Source organism: Roseovarius sp. (genome assembly GCF_965228755.1).
In the GTDB taxonomy this organism is placed as follows: domain Bacteria; phylum Pseudomonadota; class Alphaproteobacteria; order Rhodobacterales; family Rhodobacteraceae; genus Roseovarius.
Map to the genome: position 1 here is coordinate 1,307,925 of NZ_CBDDIG010000005.1, position 21,174 is coordinate 1,329,098.

Annotated in this window: 18 protein-coding genes; 8 read left to right on the plus strand and 10 right to left on the minus strand. The window is 66.3% G+C overall.

All coding sequences use genetic code 11. From position 1 onward, the window contains the following. Positions 1-2: 2 nt before the first annotated feature. Positions 3-2,666, minus strand: coding sequence for an alanine--tRNA ligase (gene alaS / locus ACO07J_RS10045; protein WP_422028689.1), 2,664 nt, complete (start codon positions 2,664-2,666; stop codon positions 3-5). Positions 2,667-2,804: 138 nt separating this feature from the next. Further along, entirely contained in the window at positions 2,805-3,884 is a 1,080-nt protein-coding gene (gene recA / locus ACO07J_RS10050) for a recombinase RecA (RefSeq protein ID WP_422028690.1), read from the minus strand. A 185-nt stretch (positions 3,885-4,069) separates the two neighbouring features. On the opposite strand from recA, the gene ACO07J_RS10055 reads away from it, so the two are divergent. Continuing rightward, a complete protein-coding gene (locus ACO07J_RS10055; RefSeq protein ID WP_422028691.1) occupies positions 4,070-4,711 on the plus strand; it encodes a gamma-glutamyl kinase in 642 nt (213 codons plus the stop codon). Between the two features lie 21 nt (positions 4,712-4,732). On the opposite strand, the gene ACO07J_RS10060 is transcribed toward ACO07J_RS10055, so the two are convergent. After that, positions 4,733-7,009, minus strand: coding sequence for an ATP-binding protein (locus ACO07J_RS10060; RefSeq protein ID WP_422028692.1), 2,277 nt, complete (start codon positions 7,007-7,009; stop codon positions 4,733-4,735). Between the two features lie 145 nt (positions 7,010-7,154). Then, positions 7,155-8,324, minus strand: a complete 1,170-nt coding sequence (locus tag ACO07J_RS10065) for an RsmB/NOP family class I SAM-dependent RNA methyltransferase (protein WP_422028693.1) — start codon at positions 8,322-8,324, stop codon at positions 7,155-7,157. Between the two features lie 300 nt (positions 8,325-8,624). On the opposite strand from ACO07J_RS10065, the gene ACO07J_RS10070 reads away from it, so the two are divergent. Beyond that, on the plus strand, positions 8,625-9,545 hold the full coding sequence (locus ACO07J_RS10070; protein WP_422028694.1) for an AEC family transporter: 921 nt from the start codon (positions 8,625-8,627) through the stop codon (positions 9,543-9,545). Positions 9,546-9,648: 103 nt separating this feature from the next. Next, positions 9,649-9,831 (plus strand): hypothetical protein, encoded by a 183-nt coding sequence (locus tag ACO07J_RS10075; protein WP_422028695.1) that lies wholly within the window; start codon positions 9,649-9,651, stop codon positions 9,829-9,831. Positions 9,832-9,834: 3 nt separating this feature from the next. On the opposite strand, the gene ACO07J_RS10080 is transcribed toward ACO07J_RS10075, so the two are convergent. Further along, positions 9,835-10,560, minus strand: coding sequence for an RlmE family RNA methyltransferase (locus ACO07J_RS10080; RefSeq protein WP_422029755.1), 726 nt, complete (start codon positions 10,558-10,560; stop codon positions 9,835-9,837). Then, complete coding sequence (locus ACO07J_RS10085; RefSeq protein ID WP_422028696.1) at positions 10,560-11,672, minus strand: Ppx/GppA phosphatase family protein; 1,113 nt, start codon at positions 11,670-11,672, stop codon at positions 10,560-10,562. Before ACO07J_RS10085 ends, ACO07J_RS10080 begins: the two co-directional genes overlap by 1 nt. Before the next feature lie 236 nt (positions 11,673-11,908). Between ACO07J_RS10085 and ACO07J_RS10090 the strand changes: the two genes are divergently transcribed. From ACO07J_RS10090 to ACO07J_RS10100, 3 genes are read left to right on the plus strand one after another with little or no spacing between them, the layout of a single operon-like run. Next, positions 11,909-12,205, plus strand: a complete 297-nt coding sequence (locus tag ACO07J_RS10090) for a virulence factor (RefSeq protein WP_422028697.1) — start codon at positions 11,909-11,911, stop codon at positions 12,203-12,205. Between the two features lie 29 nt (positions 12,206-12,234). Further along, the gene (locus tag ACO07J_RS10095) at positions 12,235-13,161 is read left to right on the plus strand and encodes a methylenetetrahydrofolate reductase (protein WP_422028698.1); all 927 of its coding nucleotides are present in this window, start codon (positions 12,235-12,237) and stop codon (positions 13,159-13,161) included. A 10-nt stretch (positions 13,162-13,171) separates the two neighbouring features. Beyond that, complete coding sequence (locus ACO07J_RS10100; RefSeq protein WP_422028699.1) at positions 13,172-14,230, plus strand: methyltetrahydrofolate cobalamin methyltransferase; 1,059 nt, start codon at positions 13,172-13,174, stop codon at positions 14,228-14,230. 100 nt (positions 14,231-14,330) lie between these two features. Here ACO07J_RS10100 and dxs read toward each other — a convergent pair whose 3' ends face one another. The 3 genes from dxs to ACO07J_RS10115 are packed head-to-tail and all read right to left on the minus strand — an operon-like array spanning position 14,331 to position 17,408. After that, positions 14,331-16,259, minus strand: a complete 1,929-nt coding sequence (dxs, locus tag ACO07J_RS10105; protein ID WP_422028700.1) for a 1-deoxy-D-xylulose-5-phosphate synthase — start codon at positions 16,257-16,259, stop codon at positions 14,331-14,333. 31 nt (positions 16,260-16,290) lie between these two features. Next, positions 16,291-17,157 (minus strand): polyprenyl synthetase family protein, encoded by an 867-nt coding sequence (locus ACO07J_RS10110; RefSeq protein ID WP_422029757.1) that lies wholly within the window; start codon positions 17,155-17,157, stop codon positions 16,291-16,293. Positions 17,158-17,165: 8 nt separating this feature from the next. Beyond that, positions 17,166-17,408 carry an exodeoxyribonuclease VII small subunit gene (locus tag ACO07J_RS10115; protein WP_422028701.1) on the minus strand — a complete coding sequence of 81 codons (243 nt, stop codon included), beginning with the start codon at positions 17,406-17,408 and terminating at the stop codon, positions 17,166-17,168. Between the two features lie 103 nt (positions 17,409-17,511). Here ACO07J_RS10115 and ACO07J_RS10120 point away from each other — a divergent pair, with 103 nt between their 5' ends. After that, positions 17,512-18,480 (plus strand): hypothetical protein, encoded by a 969-nt coding sequence (locus ACO07J_RS10120; protein ID WP_422028702.1) that lies wholly within the window; start codon positions 17,512-17,514, stop codon positions 18,478-18,480. Here the strand turns inward: ACO07J_RS10120 and ACO07J_RS10125 are convergent. After that, entirely contained in the window at positions 18,477-20,021 is a 1,545-nt protein-coding gene (locus ACO07J_RS10125) for a helicase HerA-like domain-containing protein (protein ID WP_422028703.1), read from the minus strand. The genes ACO07J_RS10120 and ACO07J_RS10125 overlap by 4 nt on opposite strands. A gap of 474 nt (positions 20,022-20,495) precedes the next feature. Between ACO07J_RS10125 and ACO07J_RS10130 the strand changes: the two genes are divergently transcribed. After that, entirely contained in the window at positions 20,496-21,155 is a 660-nt protein-coding gene (locus ACO07J_RS10130) for an invasion associated locus B family protein (protein WP_422028704.1), read from the plus strand. The last annotated feature ends 19 nt before the right edge of the window (positions 21,156-21,174 follow it).

The following is a 21,174-nucleotide window of genomic DNA, read 5'->3' on the forward strand; positions in this document are numbered from 1 at the left end:
CCTCAGTCGGCCAGCACCTGCTCGGCCGCCTCGATGGCCGCCTGGGCGTTCTCCACGTCCTTGCCGCCGCCCTGGGCCATGTCGGGGCGGCCGCCTCCGCCCTTGCCGCCCAGGTGGGGCACCGCCGCCTTGACCAGGTCGACGGCCGAGACGCGATCGGTCAGGTCAGGCGTGACACCCGCGGCCACCGCGGCCTTGCCGCCCGCGTCGGCGATCAGCAGCACCGCGCCGGAGCCAAGCCGCGCCTTCATCTCGTCGATGAGCGGCGGCAGGTCCTTGCCCGAGACGCCGTTCAGCACCTGGGCCAGGAACTTCACCCCGCCCACGTCCTTGGCCTCGACCCCCTCGCCTTTCGACGCGCCGCCGCCCATGGCAAGCTCGCGCCGGAGCTGGGCGACCTCGGCACTCAGCGCCTTGCGCTCGTCGAGCAGCGCGCGGACACGGTCGACCGCCTCCTCGGGGCGGGTTTTCAGCTCGGAGGCCACGGCGGCCAGCCGGTGATCCTGTTCCGAGAGGTAGCGGAATGCGTCGGCCCCGGTCAGCGCCTCGATCCGGCGGACGCCGGCGCTCGACGCGCCCTCGCCGATGGTCACGAAGACGCCGATATCGCCGGTCTGGCGCACATGGGTGCCGCCGCAGAGCTCGATAGAGTAGGTCCGGCCGTCGAGCCCCTTGCCGGAGCCTTCCTCGGCGCCCATCGACACGACGCGCACCTCGTCGCCGTATTTCTCGCCGAAAAGCGCCTGTGCGCCGATCTCGCGGGCGTCGTCCGGGGTCATGATCCGGGTTTCGACGGGCGAGTTCTGGCGAATGAAGGCGTTCACCTCGGCCTCGACCTGGGCCAGCTCCTCGAGCGTCAGTCCCTTGGAATGGCTGAAGTCGAAGCGCAGCCGGTCGGGCGCGTTGAGGCTGCCGCGTTGGGCCACGTGATCGCCAAGGGCCTTGCGCAGCGCCTCGTGCAGCAGGTGCGTGGCCGAGTGGTTGGCGCGGATCTGCGTGCGGCGGGCGTGGTCGACCTCGAGCTTCGCGGCGGTGGCGTTGGCGATCTCGCCTTCGGTCACCTCGGCGAAATGGATGAAGACGCCGGCCACCTTCTTCGTGTCGGTGATGCGGGCGGTGCCGGTATCGGTTTCCAGCGTGCCGGTGTCGCCCACCTGCCCGCCGGCCTCGGCATAGAACGGCGTCTGGTTCAGCACGAACTGGACGGTGTCGCCCGCCCTGGCGCTGTCCACCCGGTCGCCGTTCTTCACCACGGCCACGATCTGGGCCTCGGCCACTTCCGTGTCGTAGCCCAGGAAATCGGTCGTGCCCTTCTCTTCGGCGATGTCGAACCAGACGGTGGAATCCGCCGCCTCGCCCGAGCCCGACCACGCCGCGCGGGCCTTGGCCTTCTGTTCGGCCATGGCGGCGTCGAACCCTTCCGTATCGACGCCGCGGCCCTGTTCGCGCAGGGCGTCCTGCGTCAGGTCGAGCGGGAAGCCGAACGTGTCGTAGAGCTTGAACGCCGTCTCGCCCGGCAGGTTCTGACCCTCCGGCAGGCCCTTCAGCTCGGCATCGAGCAGGCTGAGCCCGCGGTCGAGCGTCTGTTTGAAGCGCGTCTCCTCGAGCTTCAGGGTCTCCTCGATCAGCGGCTGGGCGCGGCCGAGTTCCGGGAAGGCCTGGCCCATCAGCGCGACGAGGTTCGGCACCAGCCGGAACATCACCGGATCCTTCGCGCCCAGCAGGTGCGCGTGGCGCATCGCCCGCCGCATGATCCGCCGCAGGACATAGCCGCGCCCCTCGTTCGAGGGCATGACGCCGTCGGCGATCAGGAAGGAGGTCGAGCGCAGGTGATCGGCGATGACGCGGTGGTGCACGTTGCCGGGCCCGTCGGGGGCGCCGTCGGTGACGTTGGCCGACGCCTCGATCAGCGTGCGCATCAGGTCGGTGTCGTAATTGTCGTGCTTGCCCTGCAGCAGTGCGCCGATCCGTTCCAGGCCCATGCCGGTGTCGATCGACTGCATGTCGAGCTCGCGCATGGTGCCGTCTTCGAAGCGCTCGTTCTGCATGAAGACCAGGTTCCAGATCTCGATGAACCGGTCGCCGTCTTCCTCCGGGCTGCCCGGCGGGCCACCCCAGATCTCGGGCCCGTGGTCGTAGAATATCTCGGTGCAGGGGCCGCAGGGGCCGGTGGCGCCCATCGACCAGAAATTGTCATCCGTGGCGATGCGGATGATCCGGTCATCGGGGAGGCCGGCGTATTTCTTCCAGATATTGGCCGCCTCGTCATCGGTGTGGAAGACGGTGACCAGCAACTTGTCCTTGTCCAGGCCGAAATCCCTGGTCAGCAGGTCCCAGGCATAGGGAATGGCCTGTTCCTTGAAGTAGTCGCCGAAGCTGAAATTCCCCAGCATCTCGAAGAAGGTGTGGTGGCGCGCGGTATAGCCCACGTTATCGAGGTCGTTGTGCTTGCCGCCGGCGCGCACGCATTTCTGGCTGGTGGTGGCGCGGGTATAGTCGCGGTGTTCGACCCCGGTGAACAGGTTCTTGAACTGAACCATGCCGGAATTGGTGAACATCAGCGTCGGGTCGTTGCGCGGGACGAGCGGCGAGCTTGGCACGATCCGGTGATCGTTGCGCTCGAAAAAGTTCAGGAAGGTGGAGCGGATTTCGTTGAGCGTCGGCATCGGGTCTCTTCCGGTAGCGGAAATGGCGGGCGTCACGCTGATTTAGCGGTGCGTCAATCCCATGTCCACAGCTTGCGGACACGACGAAAAGGCCCGGGCCGATGCGGCCCGGGCCCCTGCCCCGCGGATCGCGGAAGATCAGGCTTCGAGAATGTCGTCCGACGGTTCTTCGTCGGAGCCCGACATGTCGAAATCGAGCCCGTGGGCAGCGCGGATCTTGTCTTCGATCTCGAGCGCGATCTGCTTGTTTTCCTTGAGGAAAACCTTGGCATTCTCGCGACCCTGGCCAATGCGCTCGTCGCCGTAGCTGAACCAGCTGCCGGATTTCTCGACCACGCCGGCCTTGACCCCGAGATCGAGCAGTTCGCCGGTCTTGGAGATGCCCTCGCCATACATGATGTCGAATTCCACCTGCTTGAAGGGCGGTGCGACCTTGTTCTTGACCACTTTCACCCGGGTCTGGTTGCCGACCACCTCGTCGCGGTCCTTGACCGAGCCGATGCGGCGGATGTCCATCCGGACCGAGCTGTAGAACTTCAGGGCGTTGCCGCCGGTGGTGGTTTCGGGCGAGCCGAACATCACGCCGATCTTCATGCGGATCTGGTTGATGAAGATGACGGTGCATTTCGAGCGGCTGATCGAGCCGGTCAGCTTGCGCATCGCCTGGCTCATCAGGCGGGCCTGCACGCCGACGCTGCTGTCGCCCATGTCGCCCTCGAGCTCGGATTTCGGGGTCAGGGCCGCGACCGAATCGACCACAACCATGCTGACCGCGCCGGAGCGGACCAGGGTATCGACGATCTCCAGCGACTGCTCGCCCGTGTCGGGCTGCGAGATCAGCAGCTCGTCGAGGTCGACGCCCAGCTTCCTGGCATAGATCGGGTCGAGCGCATGTTCGGCGTCGACGAAGGCGCAGACGCCGCCCTTCTTCTGTTCCTCGGCCACGCAATGCAGGGTCAGCGTGGTCTTGCCCGAGCTTTCGGGCCCGTAGATCTCGACGATCCGGCCCTTGGGCAGGCCGCCGATGCCGAGCGCGATATCGAGGCCCAGCGAGCCGGTCGAGGTCGATTCGATATCCTGTACCGGGTTGTCGGCGCCGAGCTTCATGATCGAGCCCTTGCCGAACTGGCGTTCGATCTGCGCCAGCGCGCTGTCGAGCGCCTTCTGCTTGTCCGCGTTCTTCTTCGAATCCATCGTCAAAAGATCTGCCGTTGCCATGTGGTTTTCATCCTTATTTCACACCCTGTTCCGGGCGTCCATCGCTGCATTCGTTCACCTCTTGTTCTCGCACTTATGGAGACAAAAGCGGAACATATCAAGAAAATTGTTGTCAAATCCACTTTTGCCCAGGCGGGTTAAGAAGTAGTTTACAGGCCAGGGCAAACCGGGGGCCAGGGGACGAGATGCTTGTATTTGCACGCGAAAAGCTGGTTTTCCTGTCGGTGCCGAAAACCGGGACGACGGCCTGGCAGGCCGCGCTCGAGCCGCTGGCGACCATGGTGGTGCGCGATCCGCCGGAACTCAAGCACGCGCCGGTCTTTCGCTACAACCGTTTCTTCCGGCCGATGCTCGAGAAATTCCTGGGCGACGACCTGACGGTTCTGGCGGTGATGCGAGAACCGGTCGACTGGCTGGGGAGCTGGTACCGGTACCGGCAGCGCGACTTCCTCAGGGGGCAGCCGACCAGCACGCAGGGCGTCGATTTCGATGCGTTCGTGCAGGCCTACATGAAGGGGGACCGGCCGGCCTTTGCCAATGTCGGCTCACAGGCGAAATTTCTCGAGCCCCAGCGCAACGGTACCGCCGTGACGCATCTCTTCCGCTACGAGGACCAGGCCGGGTTACGTGCCTTCCTCGAAGAGCGGCTTGGTCCGCTGGCGGAAACCGAGGTCATGAACGCCTCGCCCCCGATGCCGCTGGCGCTGTCCCGGGATGTGGCGGACAGGTTTCGGCGAAAGTTCGGCCACGAATTCTCCCTTTACGAGGGCATCGCGACCGACGGACAGTATGAGCCCCTCCCCGGCGAGGTGACCCGCGGGCCGTGATCGGCGCGCGGTACGGAGTTCTCAGGCCGGGCGGTTGCCGGCGGCATTCACCTGTGCGCCAACGGTTTCGGTCAGCTCGGTCAGCGAAAACGGCTTTGGAAGGAAGACCGAGTTCGGCACGTCGGCTTCGTTGTCACCGAATGTTTCGGGGGCATAGCCCGAGATGAAAACCACCTGCGTATCGGGCCGGGTCGTCAGCGCCTCGCGCACCCAGGTCGGGCCATCCATGCCCGGCATGATGACATCCGTCACGAAGACATCGATCCGCAGCGCCTCATCCTCCAGGAGCTTGAGCGCCGCCTCGGCCGAATCGGCCTCCAGCACCGTGAAACCACGCATCTTCATGGCACGGCTGGCGAACGCCCGGACCGGCGCCTCGTCCTCCACCAGCAGCACGACCCCCTCCGCCTTGGCATCGCGCAGCGATGGCCTTGCCACCGGGGCGGATGCCCGGGCCGGCGCTTCATGGGCCGGAAACAGCATGAGGAACCGCGTCCCCTCGCCCGGGGTGCTGTCGACGAAGATGAAACCACCGGTCTGTTTCATGATGCCGTAGACCGTCGACAGGCCGAGGCCGGTGCCGTCGCCCGGCCGCTTGGTGGTGAAGAAGGGCTCGAATATCTTTTCGAGATGGTCGGACGCGATCCCCGCACCCTGGTCCTCTACCGTCACCGCCACGTAGCGGCCGGGCGCGACGACGGCCCGGTCGCGCCGGAGCGCCTCCTTCAGAATGCGGTTACCGGTGGTGAGGGTGATTTCCCCGCCCTCGGGCATGGCGTCGCGCGCATTGACGACGAGGTTCATCAGCACCTGCTCCAGTTGCCGCTTGTCGGCGCGCACCGCCCAGAGCTCGGGATCGTGAACGACCTCGAGCGTGATCTTTTCGCCCACCAGCCGGTTGAGCAGATGCGTGAGGTCGAACAACACCTCACGCAGGTCCATGACTTTCGGCCGCAGTGTCTGTTTCCTCGAATAGGCCAGGAGCTGGTTGACCAGCGCCGCGGCGCGGTTGGCGTTCTGGCTGATCTGGACGAGGTCGGCGTAATCGCCGTCATCCTGTTCATGGCGGAGCAGGAGCAGGTCGCAATGGCCGGAAATCGCCGTCAGCAGGTTGTTGAAATCATGCGCCACGCCACCCGCAAGCTGGCCGATGGCCTGCATTTTCTGGCTCTGGACGAATTGCGCCTCGAGCGACTTGAACTTGGTGGCGTCTTGCAGCACCGCGACCAGAACCGCCTCGCCCTCGTCGAGTGCCGGGGTCAGTGCCACCTGCACGAACACTTCCCGGTCTTCGCGCCGGACACGCATGGTTTCGGCCTGTACCGTCCCGCGACCCGCGACCGCGTCATCGAGCCATTCCGGCAGCGGCCGGCCCGGGCTTTCCATCACGTCCGTCAGGCGCCGCCCCTCGGCGCTGTCGATACCGAGCAGCGCGCGGGACCGGCGGTTCGACAGCAGGAGCCTACCGTCCCGCGAGAGCTTGAGCAGCGGCACCGGCAAGGAATCGAAGAAGGCCCACCCGTCCGGCGCCGTTTCCGCCGAGGCGGTTGCGGGGAAAAGGTAGACATCGCGGGTGCCGTCCTCGCGCGGCCAGTCGGCCACGAGGCATTCGGCCGCCCCGTCCCTGGTGACGATCCGGCTGATATGGCCGGCGCGCAGGTCGTCCGGGGGGCAAAGGGTCTCGCCCTCCTCGGCATGCGGGCCCAGGAGTTTTCTCGCCGCGTCGTTGAAGCCGAGCATCTCGCCGCCCGCGCCAAGGCGAATGACCGGAACGTCGCCGCCCTGAACCGCCGCGCCATCGTGAACCGGACTGCGGTCGATGCGCCAGAGGCATCGCTCGCCGCCCGCCCGGTGAACCGTAATCGACAGCCGCCCGTCGGGCCTGTCCACCACCCGAAGGGCCGCGCCGCGCATGCGGGCGTCGTGTTCCAGGTCGAACAGGAAGGCCGAGGCATTCGCGAACTCGGCATCCAGAAGCCCGGTCAGGGTGGTGTCGCCCTCCTCCCCGAAGGTCGCGAGCGCGGACGGGTTGACATAGAGAAGCACCAGATCGGGCCCGGTGAGCGCAACCGGCACCGGATCGTTGCCCGCGAGGGCGGTCGCGTGCCGCACGGCCGCGCGGTCTGCCCTGTCGGTGCGCCGGACCATCACGTAGATCCAGACCGCCGCCAGGGCGAGCAGCACCGATGTAAGGATGAATGTCAGGCGGGCCAGCCCGCCCCCTGCCAGCTGCCCCGCGGCGGCGAACAGCAGGGCTGCGCCGAGGATGGCCTTTCCGCGGGGCCGCAGCTGTGCCACTGCGCGATGAATGGAAGACTCTTGAGCCGTGTCGAAGTGCAAAACCGTGCCCCGAATGAAAAACAGCGATACGTCCTGTTTTTCCGAAAAAGATTAAGCATGATTTAACGGCGGCGCGATCTGCACGTCAAGGTTGCGACATGTGTCAACCCGGCGCACGGAACGCGGCGAGGAAAAAGCCGTCTCCCGCGTCGGACACCGGCCACCTTTTCGTGAATTCTGCCTTCCATCCGTCTGTTTTCTCGGCAAATTTCTCGATCTGTGCTTCGTTCTCCTCACGCAGGATGGAACAGGTCGAGTAGGCGAGAACGCCGCCCGGTCTGACCAGGCCTGCCGCCTGTTGCAGGATGTCGGCCTGCAGCCCGATCAGGGTGGCGAGCCTGTCCGGACCGAGGCGCCACTTCGCATCGGGCGCGCGCCGCCACGTGCCGCTGCCGGAACAGGGCACGTCACACAGAACGAGATCGTAGGGCGCCTCGGCGGCGACGTCGCGAGTGGACAGGCACGTAACGGTCGCCCCCGCCCGGGCGGCCCGTGCGGGGAGATCCTTCATGCGGGCCGGGTCGGCGTCATGCGCATACCAGGTGCCGTCGGTCGCCGCGGCGAGCGCGAGGATTTTTCCGCCACCGCCGGCGCAATAGTCGAGGACCCTGCTGCCGGGCGCGACGGCGAGAGCGTGCATTGCGGCCTGGCTGCTGCCGTCCTGAAGCTCGACGATGCCGTCGCGATAGGCGGCAGACCCGGCAATGCGGCGGGCACCTTCCCTGACGACAATGGCGGTCGGGGCGATATCGAGACCTTCGGCGTGGATCCCGTCATTTTCCAATATATCAATGGCTTCCGGCCGTGTCTTGAGGCGTTGGTTGACCCTAAGGACGACGGGCGCGCGCGAGCGGAGGGCGAGCGCCGTGGCCTCGGCCGCGTCGCCGAGGCTGTCCTGGAAGGCGGTGACCAGCCAGTCGGGCAGATCGAGGCGGTCGCCCTCCGCCTCGGGGCGGGCGCCGCCTTGACGTTCCGCCTCGCTCAGCCGTTCCGGGGCGTGGCCCTCTCCGGTGAAGATTTCATCGGGATCGGATCCGGCCGCCCGCAACGCGCCGATCATCACGCCCCGACCGCTGCGCCCCCCGCCGAGGCATGAATAGGATCGCAGGCAGCGCAATGCCTGGTAGACGTGGTCGCGCACGGCGGCGCGGTCCTTGGAGCCGGCGTAGCGCGCGCCCCGGGCCCAGCGGGTGAGGCTTTGCTCGGCAGGGGTGCCCTCGAGCACCTGGTCCAGCACCGAAATGGCGGCGGCGACGCGGGCGCCAGGGGTCATGAGTTTACCTCAGGTGCGACAGATAAACTTCTGAAATTACGCAAATATATACGTTTCAAACAATAAGCCGAGCCGCGCGATCTGCGGCTCGTCGTGGCGCCCGCCCATGCTTTCTTTTCTCGCCGCAGCCTGTCCATGGCTTTCCTTTCCGGGCCGGCGCATGCCGGGAACGGCCTCGCCCTGTCGTCATGTCGGGCATACCGGGTCAGGCCCGGTGTATCAAGCTGGGCGCGCCACGATGCGGCAGGGCGTTTGCATTCCCTGACAACTGCTCTATTGATGGCCCAAAGGAGCGCGCGATTGTCCAGCATTATCAAGGTTCTGACCGACCCGATCCTGCCGATTTTCGCGATTGCGATCATCGGCTACCTGCTGGGCCGTTCAGGGCGCGCGACCGAGGAAAACGCGCGCATCATCAACCGCTTCGCCATGTCGATCCCGATGCCGGTGCTGGTGTTCGGCCTTCTGGCCCGGTCCGATTTCGGCGCGTTCGTCTGGGACAAGCTGCTGATCTACGCGCTGGCCGAGGCGGTCGTGTTCACGGTCGTGTATGTCGCCGCCCGCAAGCTGTTTGCCTGCGGGGTCACCGAGGCGGTCCTGCTGGGGGTCTGCGCGGTTTTCTCCAATACTGTCATGTACATCCTGCCGATTTCTCAGCTTGTTTATGGCGCGGATGGGGTGGGCCCGGTCGTGTCGGTCATCGTGCTGGACGTGCTGTTCCTGTTTGCGGGGTCGCTGATATTCCTGGAACTTTACGGCAGCACGGCCTGGCGCCCGGGCGTGATCGCGGGAAAGCTGGTGCGCATGCCGCTGATCGTGGCCATCCTGGCGGGGCTCGTCGCCGGGCTGGCACAGGTGGAGATGCCCGGGCCAGTCGACACGTTCATCGACTTCAACGGCGCCGCCGCCCCGCCGATCGCGCTGTTTGCCCTGGGCGTAGTGCTGTCCAAGACGCGCATGTCGGCCGATCCCGTGGTGCTGACCGTCGGCGCGATCAAGATGCTTGCCTTTCCGGCGCTCGTCTGGGGCGCGTATGCGACCCTGTCGCCCGGCTGGACGCCGCAAAGCCAGCAATTCATCCTCGCCGCGGCCGGCCCCGCCGGGGCGATGGCCTTCAGCATGGCGTTGCTCTATGATGTGCGCGCCGACCGGATCGCGCAGATCATCGTGGGCACAAGCGCACTGACCCTGCTGTCGCTAGCACTGGTGTTGTCGCTTTAGCGTCCGAGGTCACGCAATACCCCTCGTTTCGGGCAATTTCCGCCTCAATCGGATCTTAATCCCCGCTAGAGTACACCCGTACGAGTGCCCGGAGATTCGCCTGATGCGCCCTGCCCCGCTGCCCCTTCCGCCGTCCTTGTCCCGCCACGCGAGGCTGTTCGAACTAATCCGGCAGGACAACCTTGCCGCGCAGCGCCGTGAGACGCGGCTGACGAAAGACAGCGCGCAGGAAGACAGCGCCGCCTTCGCCAAACGCGCAGCGGAGACCCTGGCGGCGCGAAACTAGGCTCTACTCGGGCGCGCCACGGTATCCGGTGGCCACGACGAATTTCTCGGAACTGTCCGAACGCGACGCCGGCGGCTTGACGTTGGCGACCTTGGTGAAGCGTTGCTTGAGCAGTTTCTGCAGCTCGCCCTCCGCCCCACCGGCCAGCACTTTCGACACGAAGGTGCCGCCCTCCTCCAGCACGTCGAAGGCGAGATAGGCCGCGGCCTCGCAGAGCGCGATAATGCGCAAATGGTCGGTCTGCTTGTGCCCGGAACTGGCGGCGGCCATGTCGGACATGACGACATCGGCCTTGCCGCCCAGCCATTCCTTGACCTTGTCGTCGGCGCCTTCGTCCATGAAATCGAGCTGGTGCAGCTCGACCCCGGCGATGGGCTCGACCTCCTGGAGGTCGACGCCGAGGATGAAACCCTGCGCCTTGCCCGACCTGTCGCCCAAGGCATTGACGCGCGGCACCGCCACCTGGCACCAGCCGCCGGGGGCGCAGCCGAGGTCGACCACCCGTGCGCCGGGAACGAGGAAGCGGAACTTGTCGTCGAGCTCCATGATCTTGAAGGCCGCGCGGCCGCGATAGCCCTCGGCCTGCGCCCGTTTCACGTAAGGGTCGTTCAGCTGCCGCTGCAGCCAGCGGGTCGAGGACGACTTGCGCCCCCGCGCGGTCTTCACCTTGACCGTCAGATCGCGCTGTCCGCGCCCCGAGGTGTTCTTTCCGTCCGGTTTCTTGGCCATCATGTGTCCGTATCTTCGAGCACCCCGTCGGATGACATGAGTGCGTAGAGTATGCCCTCGCGCAGGCCGCGATCGGCGACAGAAAGCCGGTCGGTGGGCCAGCAGCGCAGGAGCGCCTGAAGGATCGCCGCGCCCGACATGATCAGCGCCTGCCGGTCGATGCCGATGCGCGGGTCGCGGCGCCGCCCGGCGGGGCCGAGGGCGAGATAGGTGCGGATCACCTTGTCGATTTCGTCGGAGGTCATGCGCAGCCCGTCGACCTTGTTGCGGTCATAACGCTTGAGGCCGAGGTGGCTGGCGGCGACGGTGGTGACGGTGCCGGAGGTGCCGACGATCTGGAACCCCTCGCGCGGCGGTTCGTCCTTGTAGGGCGCGAACTCGGCGAGGTTCTCTTCGAAAAACCAGCTCATCAGCGCGAAGCGGGCGCTGTCGTCTTCCACATCGCGGAACTGGTCACGCAGCGTGGCGACGCCGAGCGGTACGCTGATCCAGTCGACGACCCGCGCCCGCGGCCCGCCATCGTCGGGCAGGTCGAAGCCGCCATGCATCCGCATGATCGCCCGCGCCCGGCCCTGCGGCGGCACGTCGGTCAGGTCGATCCAGACCAGCTCGGTCGAGCCGCCGCCGATATCCACCACCAGAAGCTGCTCGGTCTTCGGGCTGACCAGCGGCGCGCAGGAGACGACGGCAAGCTGGGCCTCCTGCTGGGGTTCGATGATCTCGAGCCGGAGGCCGGTTTCGCGATGCACCCGGTCCATGAACTCGCGCCCGTTGGCGGCGCGGCGGCAGGCCTCTGTCGCGACGAGGCGCATCTTGACCACCTTGTTGCGCTTGAGCTTCTGCTGGCAGACCCGAAGCGCCTGGATGGTGCGATAGATCGAGGCGCGCGAAAGCCGCCCGGTTTTCTCGAGACCCGAGCCGAGCTGAACAGATTTGGAAAAGCTGTCTACGACCGAAAACTGGCCACCCTTCGGACGGGCAATCAGCATTCGACAGCTGTTGGTGCCCAGATCCAACGCCGCATAGAGCGGCGGCGCATCGGGCCGGGTCAGTGCGGGGCTCTCTACCGCTTTCGGGATCGCGCCCGCACTTACGGGACGCTTGGGCGTCATATTCCTACGCCCTCCATTTCGAGTTGAATCAAAGGTAGGCTCTTGCGACGCCTCGCGCAAGCGTTTGGCGTTTCACATTATGAATATGAAAGTTTTTCCGGTTAGCCCTGGTGGCAAGGCCCGCGCCGCGGCGCTAGTGTCAGACTGTCGCAGTATGCGCGCGTTCTGTCGAAAATCGACCCTGCCGGTGGCCCGTGCTGCTTTAGAGAGAGGCCACTGAAAACGAGGAATCAGTCATGGTTGATGTCACCATCGTCTACTGGCGGGATATTCCGGCGCAAGTGATCGTCGGAAAGGGTCGCCGCGGCGCGAAAAAGCAACTGCCCGAGCGTTTCGAGCAGGCGATCGACCGCGCCGCGATGAAGGTGGGGGCGTCGGACACCGACACCTATCTGGCGGAATGGCGCAAGGCTGCGCCCTACTTGGTGGAGGGAGAGGCGGCGGACGTTGCCGAGGCCGAGGCGGCCCGGCTGGACGCGGAGTATGATCAGGAGCGTATCAAGGCCCTGATCGCCAATGAAGGCTGGGCATGAGCCCGAAACCTGCGCTATGGGAGGCCGTGATGGCTTTGTTGAACTTCAAGAAGCGTGAGAAACCTGCCGCGGTGGCCGATGGCCGGCTCGAGGCGGTTCTGCAAGGCTACTCGATCGAGGTGATGCCCCGCACCGCCGAAAAGGTCGAGAATTTCCGCGACCTGCTGCCCGAGGGCACGCGCGTCTACATCGCCCATATCGAGGGCACGCCGATCAACGACATGGTCGCCACCGCCAAGCGGCTGGCCGACGAGGGTTACCCGGTGATGCCGCACTTCCCGGCGCGGATCATCAAGGACAAGGCGACGCTGGCCGACTGGATCGCCCGCTACAACGGCGAGGCCGGGGTCGAGCAGGCGCTGCTGCTGGCCGGTGGCGTGGCCCAGCCGCATGGCGATTTCCACAGCTCGATGCAGCTGATGGAATCGGGCGAATTCGACAAGGCGGGCTTCAAGCGCCTGCACGTGGCCGGCCACCCCGAGGGCAACCGCGACATCGACCCCAATGGCGGCACCGCGACCGTCGACGAGGCGCTGCAGTGGAAGCAGAAATTCTCGGAGCGGACCGATGCCGAGATGGCCATCGCCACGCAGTTCGCCTTCGACGCCAAACCGATGATCGAATGGGCCAACCGCCTGTCCGCCGCCGGTGTCACCCTGCCGATCCATATCGGCATCGCCGGGCCGGCCAAGCTGCAGACGCTGATCAAGTTCGCCATCGCCTGCGGTGTCGGCCCCTCGCTGAAGGTGCTGCAGAAGCGCGCGATGGATGTCTCGAAACTGCTGCTGCCCTACGAGCCGCACGAGGTGCTGCGCGACCTGGCCACGCATCGCGAGGCCAACCCCGATTTCAACATCACCAACGTCCACTTCTTCCCGCTGGGCGGCATCAAGACGAACGCCACATGGGCGATCGAGAACGGTGGCGACGCCACCAAACCCGCAAACGCCTCCTGAAGGATCGAAAATGACCCGTACCATCGTCGAGAGCAAAACCAAAACCGCCATCATCGGCTTCGATGAACCGTTCTGCGTGATCGGCGAGCGGATCAACCCCACGGGGCGCAAGAAGCTGGCCGCCGAGCTGGAAGCGGGCGATTTCTCGACCGTGGAATCGGATGCGCTGGCGCAGGTCGCTGCCGGCGCCAACGTGCTCGATATCAACGCGGGCGTGGTCTACAACTCGAACCCCGATCCGAACCAGACCGAGCCGCCGCTGATGACCAAGGTGGTCGAGCTGGTGCAGGGGCTGGTGGATGTGCCGCTCTGCATCGACAGCTCGGTGCCCGGCGCGCTCGAGGCCGGGCTGGCCGCCGCGCATGGCCGCCCGCTGCTGAACTCGGTCACGGGCGAGGAAGAGCGGCTGGAACTGGTGCTGCCGCTGGTCAAGAAATACAACGTGCCGGTCGTGGCCATCTCGAACGACGATACCGGCATTTCGGAAGATCCCGACGTGCGGTTTGCCGTGGCGAAGAAGATCGTGGAACGCGCGGCCGATTTCGGCATTCCGGCCCATGACATCGTGGTCGACCCGCTGGTAATGCCGATCGGCGCCATGGCGACCGCCGGTCAGCAGGTCTTCACCCTCGTCCGCCGCCTGCGCGACGAGCTGGGCGTGAATACGACCTGTGGCGCCTCGAACATTTCCTTCGGCCTGCCCAACCGGCACGGCATCAACAACGCCTTCCTGCCGATGGCGATGGGCGCGGGCATGACCAGCGCGATCATGAACCCGATCGCGCTGCCGGTGAAACAGTCGGAGATCGACGCCAAGAAGGCCGAGGTCGCCGCTCTCGGCATCGTGCTGCCCGAGGACATGGAAGACGAGACGTTCTGCCAGCTCTTCGGTCTCGGCTCGACCAAGCCCAAAGCGGGCAAGGAGATGGAGGCGATCCGCGCCGCCAACTTCCTGACCAACAACGACCCGCATGGCGGCGAGTGGATTCGGTTCAACAAGGCCCCGCCGAAGCCGGGCGAAGAAGCGGAAGGCCGTGGCCGGGGTGGGCGTCGGCGGCGTCGCGCTTGATGGCATCGGGCGGATTGGGGGCCAGCCCCCAAACCCCCGGGATATTGGGACCAAGAAGAAGGGCCGGGGTTTTTCCCGGCCTTTCGCGTTTCTTGGGAGTTCAGGCGCGCTTGTCCTTGAGGTCGGTCACGCCCAGGACGTCGAGCACCTTGGCCTCGATATGCGCCGCACTGAGTTTCGCGGTGGCGTACATGTCGTCGGGGCTCGACTGGTCGATGAAGACGTCGGGCAGGACCATGGAGCGGAACTTCAGGCCATGGTCGAAGACGCCGTTCTCGGCCAGTAGCTGGGCCACGTGGCTGCCGAAGCCGCCGACCGAGCCCTCCTCGATGGTGATCAGCGCCTCGTGCCGGGCGGCGATATCGAGGATCAGGTCGGTATCGAGGGGCTTGGCGAAGCGGGCGTCTGCGATGGTGGGTTCGATCCCGCGCTGCATCAGCGCCTCGCGGGCCTTGCGCACCTCGCCCAGCCGTGTGCCAAAGGAGAGGATGGCGACGCGGGCGCCCTCGCTCACGATCCGGCCCTTGCCGATTTCCAGCACTTCGCCGCGTTCGGGCATGGTGACCCCCTGCCCCTCGCCCCGCGGGTAGCGGAAGGCGATGGGCCCGCTGTCATGCGCCACGGCGGTGGCGACCATGTGGACAAGCTCGGCCTCGTCGGCCGCCGCCATCACGGTGAAATTCGGCAGGCAGGCAAGGTAGGCCACGTCGAAGGCGCCAGCATGGGTCGGGCCGTCGGCGCCGACAAGCCCGGCACGGTCGATGGCGAAGCGGACCGGCAGGTTCTGGATGGCGATGTCATGCACGACCTGGTCGTAGCCGCGCTGCAGGAAGGTGGAATAAAGCGCCGCGAAGGGTTTCATGCCCCCCGCCGCAAGCCCGCCCGCGAAGGTCACCGCGTGTTGTTCGGCAATACCCACGTCGAAGCAGCGGCTGGGATAGCGTTTCTCGAAGAGGTCGAGCCCGGTGCCGTCGGGCATGGCGGCGGTGATGGCGCAGACCCGGTCATCCTGTGCCGCATGCTCCAGCAGGGCGTTGGCGAAGACCTTGGTATAGCTCGGCGCGTTCGAGGGCTTCTTCTGCTGCTCGCCGGTCACCACGTCGAACTTGGCCCGGGCATGACCCGCGTCGCTTGACTGTTCGGCGGGGGCATAGCCCTTGCCCTTCCGGGTGATCGCGTGGATCAGGATCGGGCCGGTCGCCCGCTGCCGCACGGTGCGCAGGACGGGCAGAAGCTGGTGAATGTCATGGCCGTCGATGGGGCCGACATAGGAAAAGCCCAGCTCCTCGAAAAGCGTGCCGCCCACGGTCATGCCCTTGAGCATCTCCTTGGCCCGGCGCGCGCCTTCCTGGAAGGGCATGGGCAGGAGGGACACGGCCCCCTTGGCGGCCGCCTTGAATTCCTGGAACGGCTCGCCGGCGTAGAGCCGCGACAGGTAGGAGGAGAGCGCGCCCACCGGCGGGGCGATCGACATCTCGTTGTCGTTGAGGATGACGATCAGGCGCTTCTTGAGGTGGCCTGCGTTGTTCATCGCCTCGAAGGCCATGCCGGCACTCATCGCGCCGTCGCCGATCACCGCGATGGCATCGCCATGGCCGGTGTCGCACACGCCGCCCAGGTCGCGCGCCACGGCAAAGCCGAGCGCCGCGCTGATCGAGGTGGAGCTGTGGGCGGCGCCGAACGGGTCATAGGGCGACTCGGTGCGCTTGGTGAAGCCCGAGAGCCCGTCCTTCTGGCGGATCGTGCGGATGCGGTCGCGGCGGCCGGTGAGGATCTTGTGCGGGTAGCACTGGTGCGAGACGTCCCAGATCAGCTTGTCGCGCGGCGTGTCGAAGACATGGTGCAGCGCGACGGTCAGTTCGACCACGCCCAGACCCGCGCCGAGATGGCCGCCGGTTTCGGAGACGGCGGAGATGGTTTCCTGCCGCAGCTCGTCGGCCAGCTGCACGAGCTGCGCATCGCTGAACCGCTTCATGTCGGCGGGCGTTTTCACCTGGTCCAGCAGGGGTGTATTCGGGCGGTCTGACACGGGGGGTCCCCTCTCTGGCTCGTCGCTTCCGTCAGGTCTGGCGTGAGATAACGAAGCGCGCCAGCTGCCGCAAGCGCTCGGCCTCCTGACCATGGCAAGATATGGCCTCGCAAGCCTCTTCTACAAGGGCTGCGGCGCGGGCGCGGGCGGCATCGAGGCCCAGAAGCGACACGAAGGTCGCCTTGCCGGCGGCTTCGTCCTTGCCCACGGCCTTGCCCGCGGCGGAGGCATCGCCGGTGACGTCGATCACGTCGTCCTGGATCTGGAAGGCGAGGCCGAGGGCCGCGGCGTAACGCTCGAGCGGTCCGGTATCGGCGCCCGCCATGCGCGGCCCGGCGGTGGCGGCCCAGCCGATGAGCGCGCCGGTCTTGCCGGCTTGCAGGGCCGTGATGTCTTCGAGGGTCAGCGGCGCCGCGGCGGTTTCGGCGGCGATGTCGAGGGCCTGGCCCAGCACCATCCCCTGCCCGCCCGCGGCGCGGGCCAGCGTCAGGGCGAGGTCGGCGCGGGCCTCGGCCGTCTCTGCCCCGTCCGGGTGGGCCGCCAGCTCGAAGGCCAGCGATTGCAGCGCGTCACCGGTCAGAACGGCGGTGGCCTCGTCCCATTTCACGTGCACCGTGGGCTGGCCCCGGCGCAGGTCGTCATCGTCCATGCAGGGCAGGTCGTCGTGGACAAGGCTGTAGGCATGCATGGCCTCGATCGCACAGGCGGGCCAGATCGACCGGGCATCGGACACGCCGTGCAGCCGCGCGCCCTCCATCACCAGCGCCGCGCGCACCCGCTTGCCGCCGCGCACCGCGTAGCGCATCGCCAGTGCCACCGGGCCCTCGCCGAACGGCGCCAGCACATCGGCCAGATGCGCCTCGACCGAGGTGCGCAGCCCGGCGAGCCGGTCTTCCAGATCGGTGCTCACAAGTTTTCGACGGGTGTCGTGCCGGTCGGGTTGCCCTCACCGTCGAGCGTGATGGCGGCGACCTTCTCCTCGGCTTCCTTGAGCTTTGTCTCGCAGCGTTTCTTGAGGTCCGCGCCGCGCTCGTAGAGCTTGATGGAATCCTCCAGCGCCACGTCGCCTCGCTCCAGCTTGCTGACCACCTGTTCGAGCTCTTTCATGGCCTCCTCGAAGGACATTTCGGAAACGGGGGTGTCGGTCATGGGCGCCTCGCAAGTCTTGCCGGATTTGGCGTCACCATAGACGGGGGGCGATCCGGGTTCAATTCGGTTGACGCCCCAAGAGGCATGCGGAATTGTGGCGGCCATGGCGAAAACGCGCGGCTCTTCCCCCCTGCCTGACATGGACGCGATGATGGCGCTCGTGCAGTCGTTCGAGGCGTTGGCCGCGAAGGACGTACGGCTGGCGGGCGCGGCGCTGGAGGAGGTGCTTCGGCTGGTGCCGGGCAAGCGCGCGATCCTGTCGGGCCGCTTCGGGAAGCGCCCGGCGATCTTCCGGTTCTACATCGAACATGCCGAGGAGTATGCGACGCGGGACTGGGCCGAGTTGCAGCGCACCGAGCGCTACATGTCCGAGGGCGATTTCCAAGTGAACAGGCCGCTAGCGCATGTGCCGGACCTGGGGCTCGTGGTGGTGGAACGGGTGCCGGGCCAGCCGCTGATGGAGGTGATCCGGGCGACCGGCGGGGCGCATCGGGCCGATTTCCTGCCCCCGGCCGCGGCGTGGCTGCGCAAGTATACCGCCCCCAGTGAAGAGCTGACGGAGGTGCGGCTCGACGGGTGGTTCAAGCGGATCGGGCGCGGAATGGCGCGGCAGCGAAACGGGGGGCTGCGCCGGGCCGAAGAGGCGGTGCTGGCCGAGCTGCAGCGCATTTCAGCCCCGCATGAGGCGGGTCGCTGGCGGGTGGCGATCAGCCATGGCGATTTTCATCCCAACAACCTGTTGGCTGTCGGGCCGCGCCTGAAGGGGATCGACACCGGTGGATCAGCCAAGCTGCCGATCTACAAGGACATGGCGCGCTTCCTGTCGCATATGGCGCGGCGCGGGCTGATCCCTTCGGGAGAGGCGCGGTTCGGGGTCGATGCCCGGGGTATCGACGCCTTTGCCGGGGCCTTCGCTCTGAACGAGGTCGAGCGCAACATCTGGCTGCCCTTCATGCTGGGGGTCGAGGTGCTGATCCGGATCGAGGCGAAGCGCCTGCCCGCCGGGCGCATCCGCAAGGCGGAGGCCTTCTATGACACGCTGCTAAACGGGTTGCGGGATATCCGCCCCTAGCGCCCCTTGAACAGCCCGCCGAGAATGCCGCGCACGATGCGGCGGCCCGTGGTGCCCTTCATTTCCTTGATCACCGCGTCCGACATGGCATCGCCGAACTTCCGGCCGAAACTGCGATCCTCGCGGCTGGTCGAGCGCGGCACGCGGGAGCCGGAATAGCGGCGGCCCGCGTTGAACTCCCGTTCGGCGGGGGGCATCTCCTCCACCGCCTCTTCGGCGGCTTCGGCCTGTTTGGCGGCCTTCTCCGCCCGGGCGGCGAGGATCTCGTAGGCCGACATCCGGTCGAGCAGCTCGTCATACTTCCCCCTGACCGGCGAGGCCGCCATGGCCGCCTCGCGCTCGGCGGCGCTGGCCGGCCCGAGCTTCGAGGATGGCGGGCGGATCAGGGTGCGCTCGACGATGCCCGGCACGCCCTTGTCTTCCAGCATCGAGGTCACCGCCTCGCCCACGCCCACGTCGCGGATCGCGTCGACCGTCTCGAAGCGAGGGTTGGGCCGGTAGGTTTCCGAGGCCCGCTGCAACGCCTTGCGGTCGCGGGCGGTGAAGGCGCGGAGGGCATGCTGGAAGCGGTTGCCGAGTTGGCCGAGGATATCCTCGGGGATGTCGTCGGGGTTCTGCGTCACGAAATAGACGCCCACGCCCTTGGACCGGATCAGCCGGGCCACCTGTTCGACCTTGTCGACCAGCGCCTTGGGCGCGTCGTCGAACAGCAGATGCGCCTCGTCGAAGAAGAAGACCAGCTTCGGCTTGTCGGGGTCGCCCACCTCGGGCAGCGTCTCGAAGAGCTCGGAGAGGAGCCACAGCAGGAAGGTCGCGTAGAGCCGCGGCGCGCCCATCAGCTTGTCGGCGGCGAGGATGTTGACCTGTCCCCGGCCATCGGCGGCCGTGGTCATCAGGTCGGCCAGGTCGAGCGCCGGTTCGCCGAAGAAACCGGCGCCGCCCTGGTTCTCGAGCACCAGCAGCGCGCGCTGGATGGCGCCCACCGACTGGGTCGAGACGTTGCCATAGCGCAGCGATAGCTCGTCGCGGTTCTCGCCGACCCAGACCAGCAGCGCCTGAAGGTCCTTGAGATCGAGCAGCGGCATCCCCTCCTCGTCGGCCACGCGGAAGGCGATGTTCATGATCCCCTCCTGCGCCTCGGTCAGCTGCAGGAGGCGGGAAAACAGGAGCGGGCCCATCTCGGCGACGGTGGTGCGAACGGGGTGTCCCTGCTCTCCGAACAGGTCCCAGAACGTGACGGGAAAGGCCTCGTATCGGTAGTCGTTGAAACCTATGGTTGAGGCGCGCTTGGTGAAGGCGTCATGGAGCTTGAATTCGGCACTGCCGGAGGCGGCAAGCCCCGACAGGTCGCCCTTCACGTCCGACAGGAAAACCGGCACCCCCGCGGCGGAGAACCCTTCGGCCAGGATCTGGAGGGTCACCGTCTTGCCCGTACCCGTCGCCCCGGCGATCAGACCGTGGCGGTTGGCATACTTCAGCGTGAGCCCCTGCGCATCGCCGTACCCTTCGCCGCCACCACCGATAAAAACCTTGTTTTCCAACTTATTAGACCCCCGTCCCAACTTTTCCACGATCTGAACATACTAAGTTAATCATTGTCTGGCACCTTCAATCTGCCCTGGGCCTCATGTCCTCTTGGTGCCGGGGCGACTTCCTCCCTGTCAGACTGGCCGCGCCGTTTCGGTGCGGCCTTTTTTCGACCTTTCGGGGCCCGACTCAGCCCCCGGAATCCGGGCCCATTTTCCGCCCTTAACAGTGCCATCAAAAATTTTGAACCATTCCTGTTGACGGGTTGCGGTAACTGTCATAGCGTTCGCTCAATAACTAAGTCGGCCAGTCCGGCAGGGAGAAACAGGGGAAGAGACCGAAAGGTCTCTTTTCCTTTTTTATGGGAGGCGGCGGCATGTGTGCGGCGGAAAGCCTTGAAACCTGCCGACCGGTACGATTTTATCTCCTCAGCCCGTTCCCGGAGTCGGGAGCGACGACAAAACACTGATCACCAAAACGGGGATTTCATGTCCAGATTTCTTTTCACCCTGCCGGTCATTGCGCTTCTGGCGGCCGGTTCCGTCGCCATGGCGCAGGATGATACGACATCCGACACCACGACCGAGGCCGAAGCCGAAACCCAGACCGACACGGAAGCCCAGGCCGACACCGAAGGCCAGAGCGAGGAAGGCGCCGCCGACGCCAACACGCTCGACATGGGTCAGGAGGTTCAGGAAGATCCGTCCTACGTCAAGGAAACCTACGGCGACTGGCAGCTTCAGTGCTTCCGCAGCGAGGCCGAGGAAGACCCCTGCCAGATGTACCAGCTTCTGCGCGAGGATGCCGGCAACCCGGTGGCCGAGTTCAGCCTTTTCAAGCTGCCCGACGACAGCCAGGCCGTGGCCGGCGCCACCATCGTCGTGCCGCTGGGCACACTGCTGCCGCAGGGTCTGAAGATCGCCGTGGATAGCGGCCAGGCGAAGGCCTACAACTATTCCTTCTGCTCGATGGTCGGCTGCTTTGCCCGTATCGGCTTTACCCAGGCCGACATCGACCAGTTGAAGGCCGGCAGCGAGGCGCTGCTGACGATCGTGCCCGCGCAGGCCCCCGACCAGCGCGTCGTGATCAAGGCCTCGCTTTCGGGCTTCACCAAGGCTTACGAGAACGTCTCGGTCGCGCCGAACTGAGGCGCGGCCGGTTACGGGA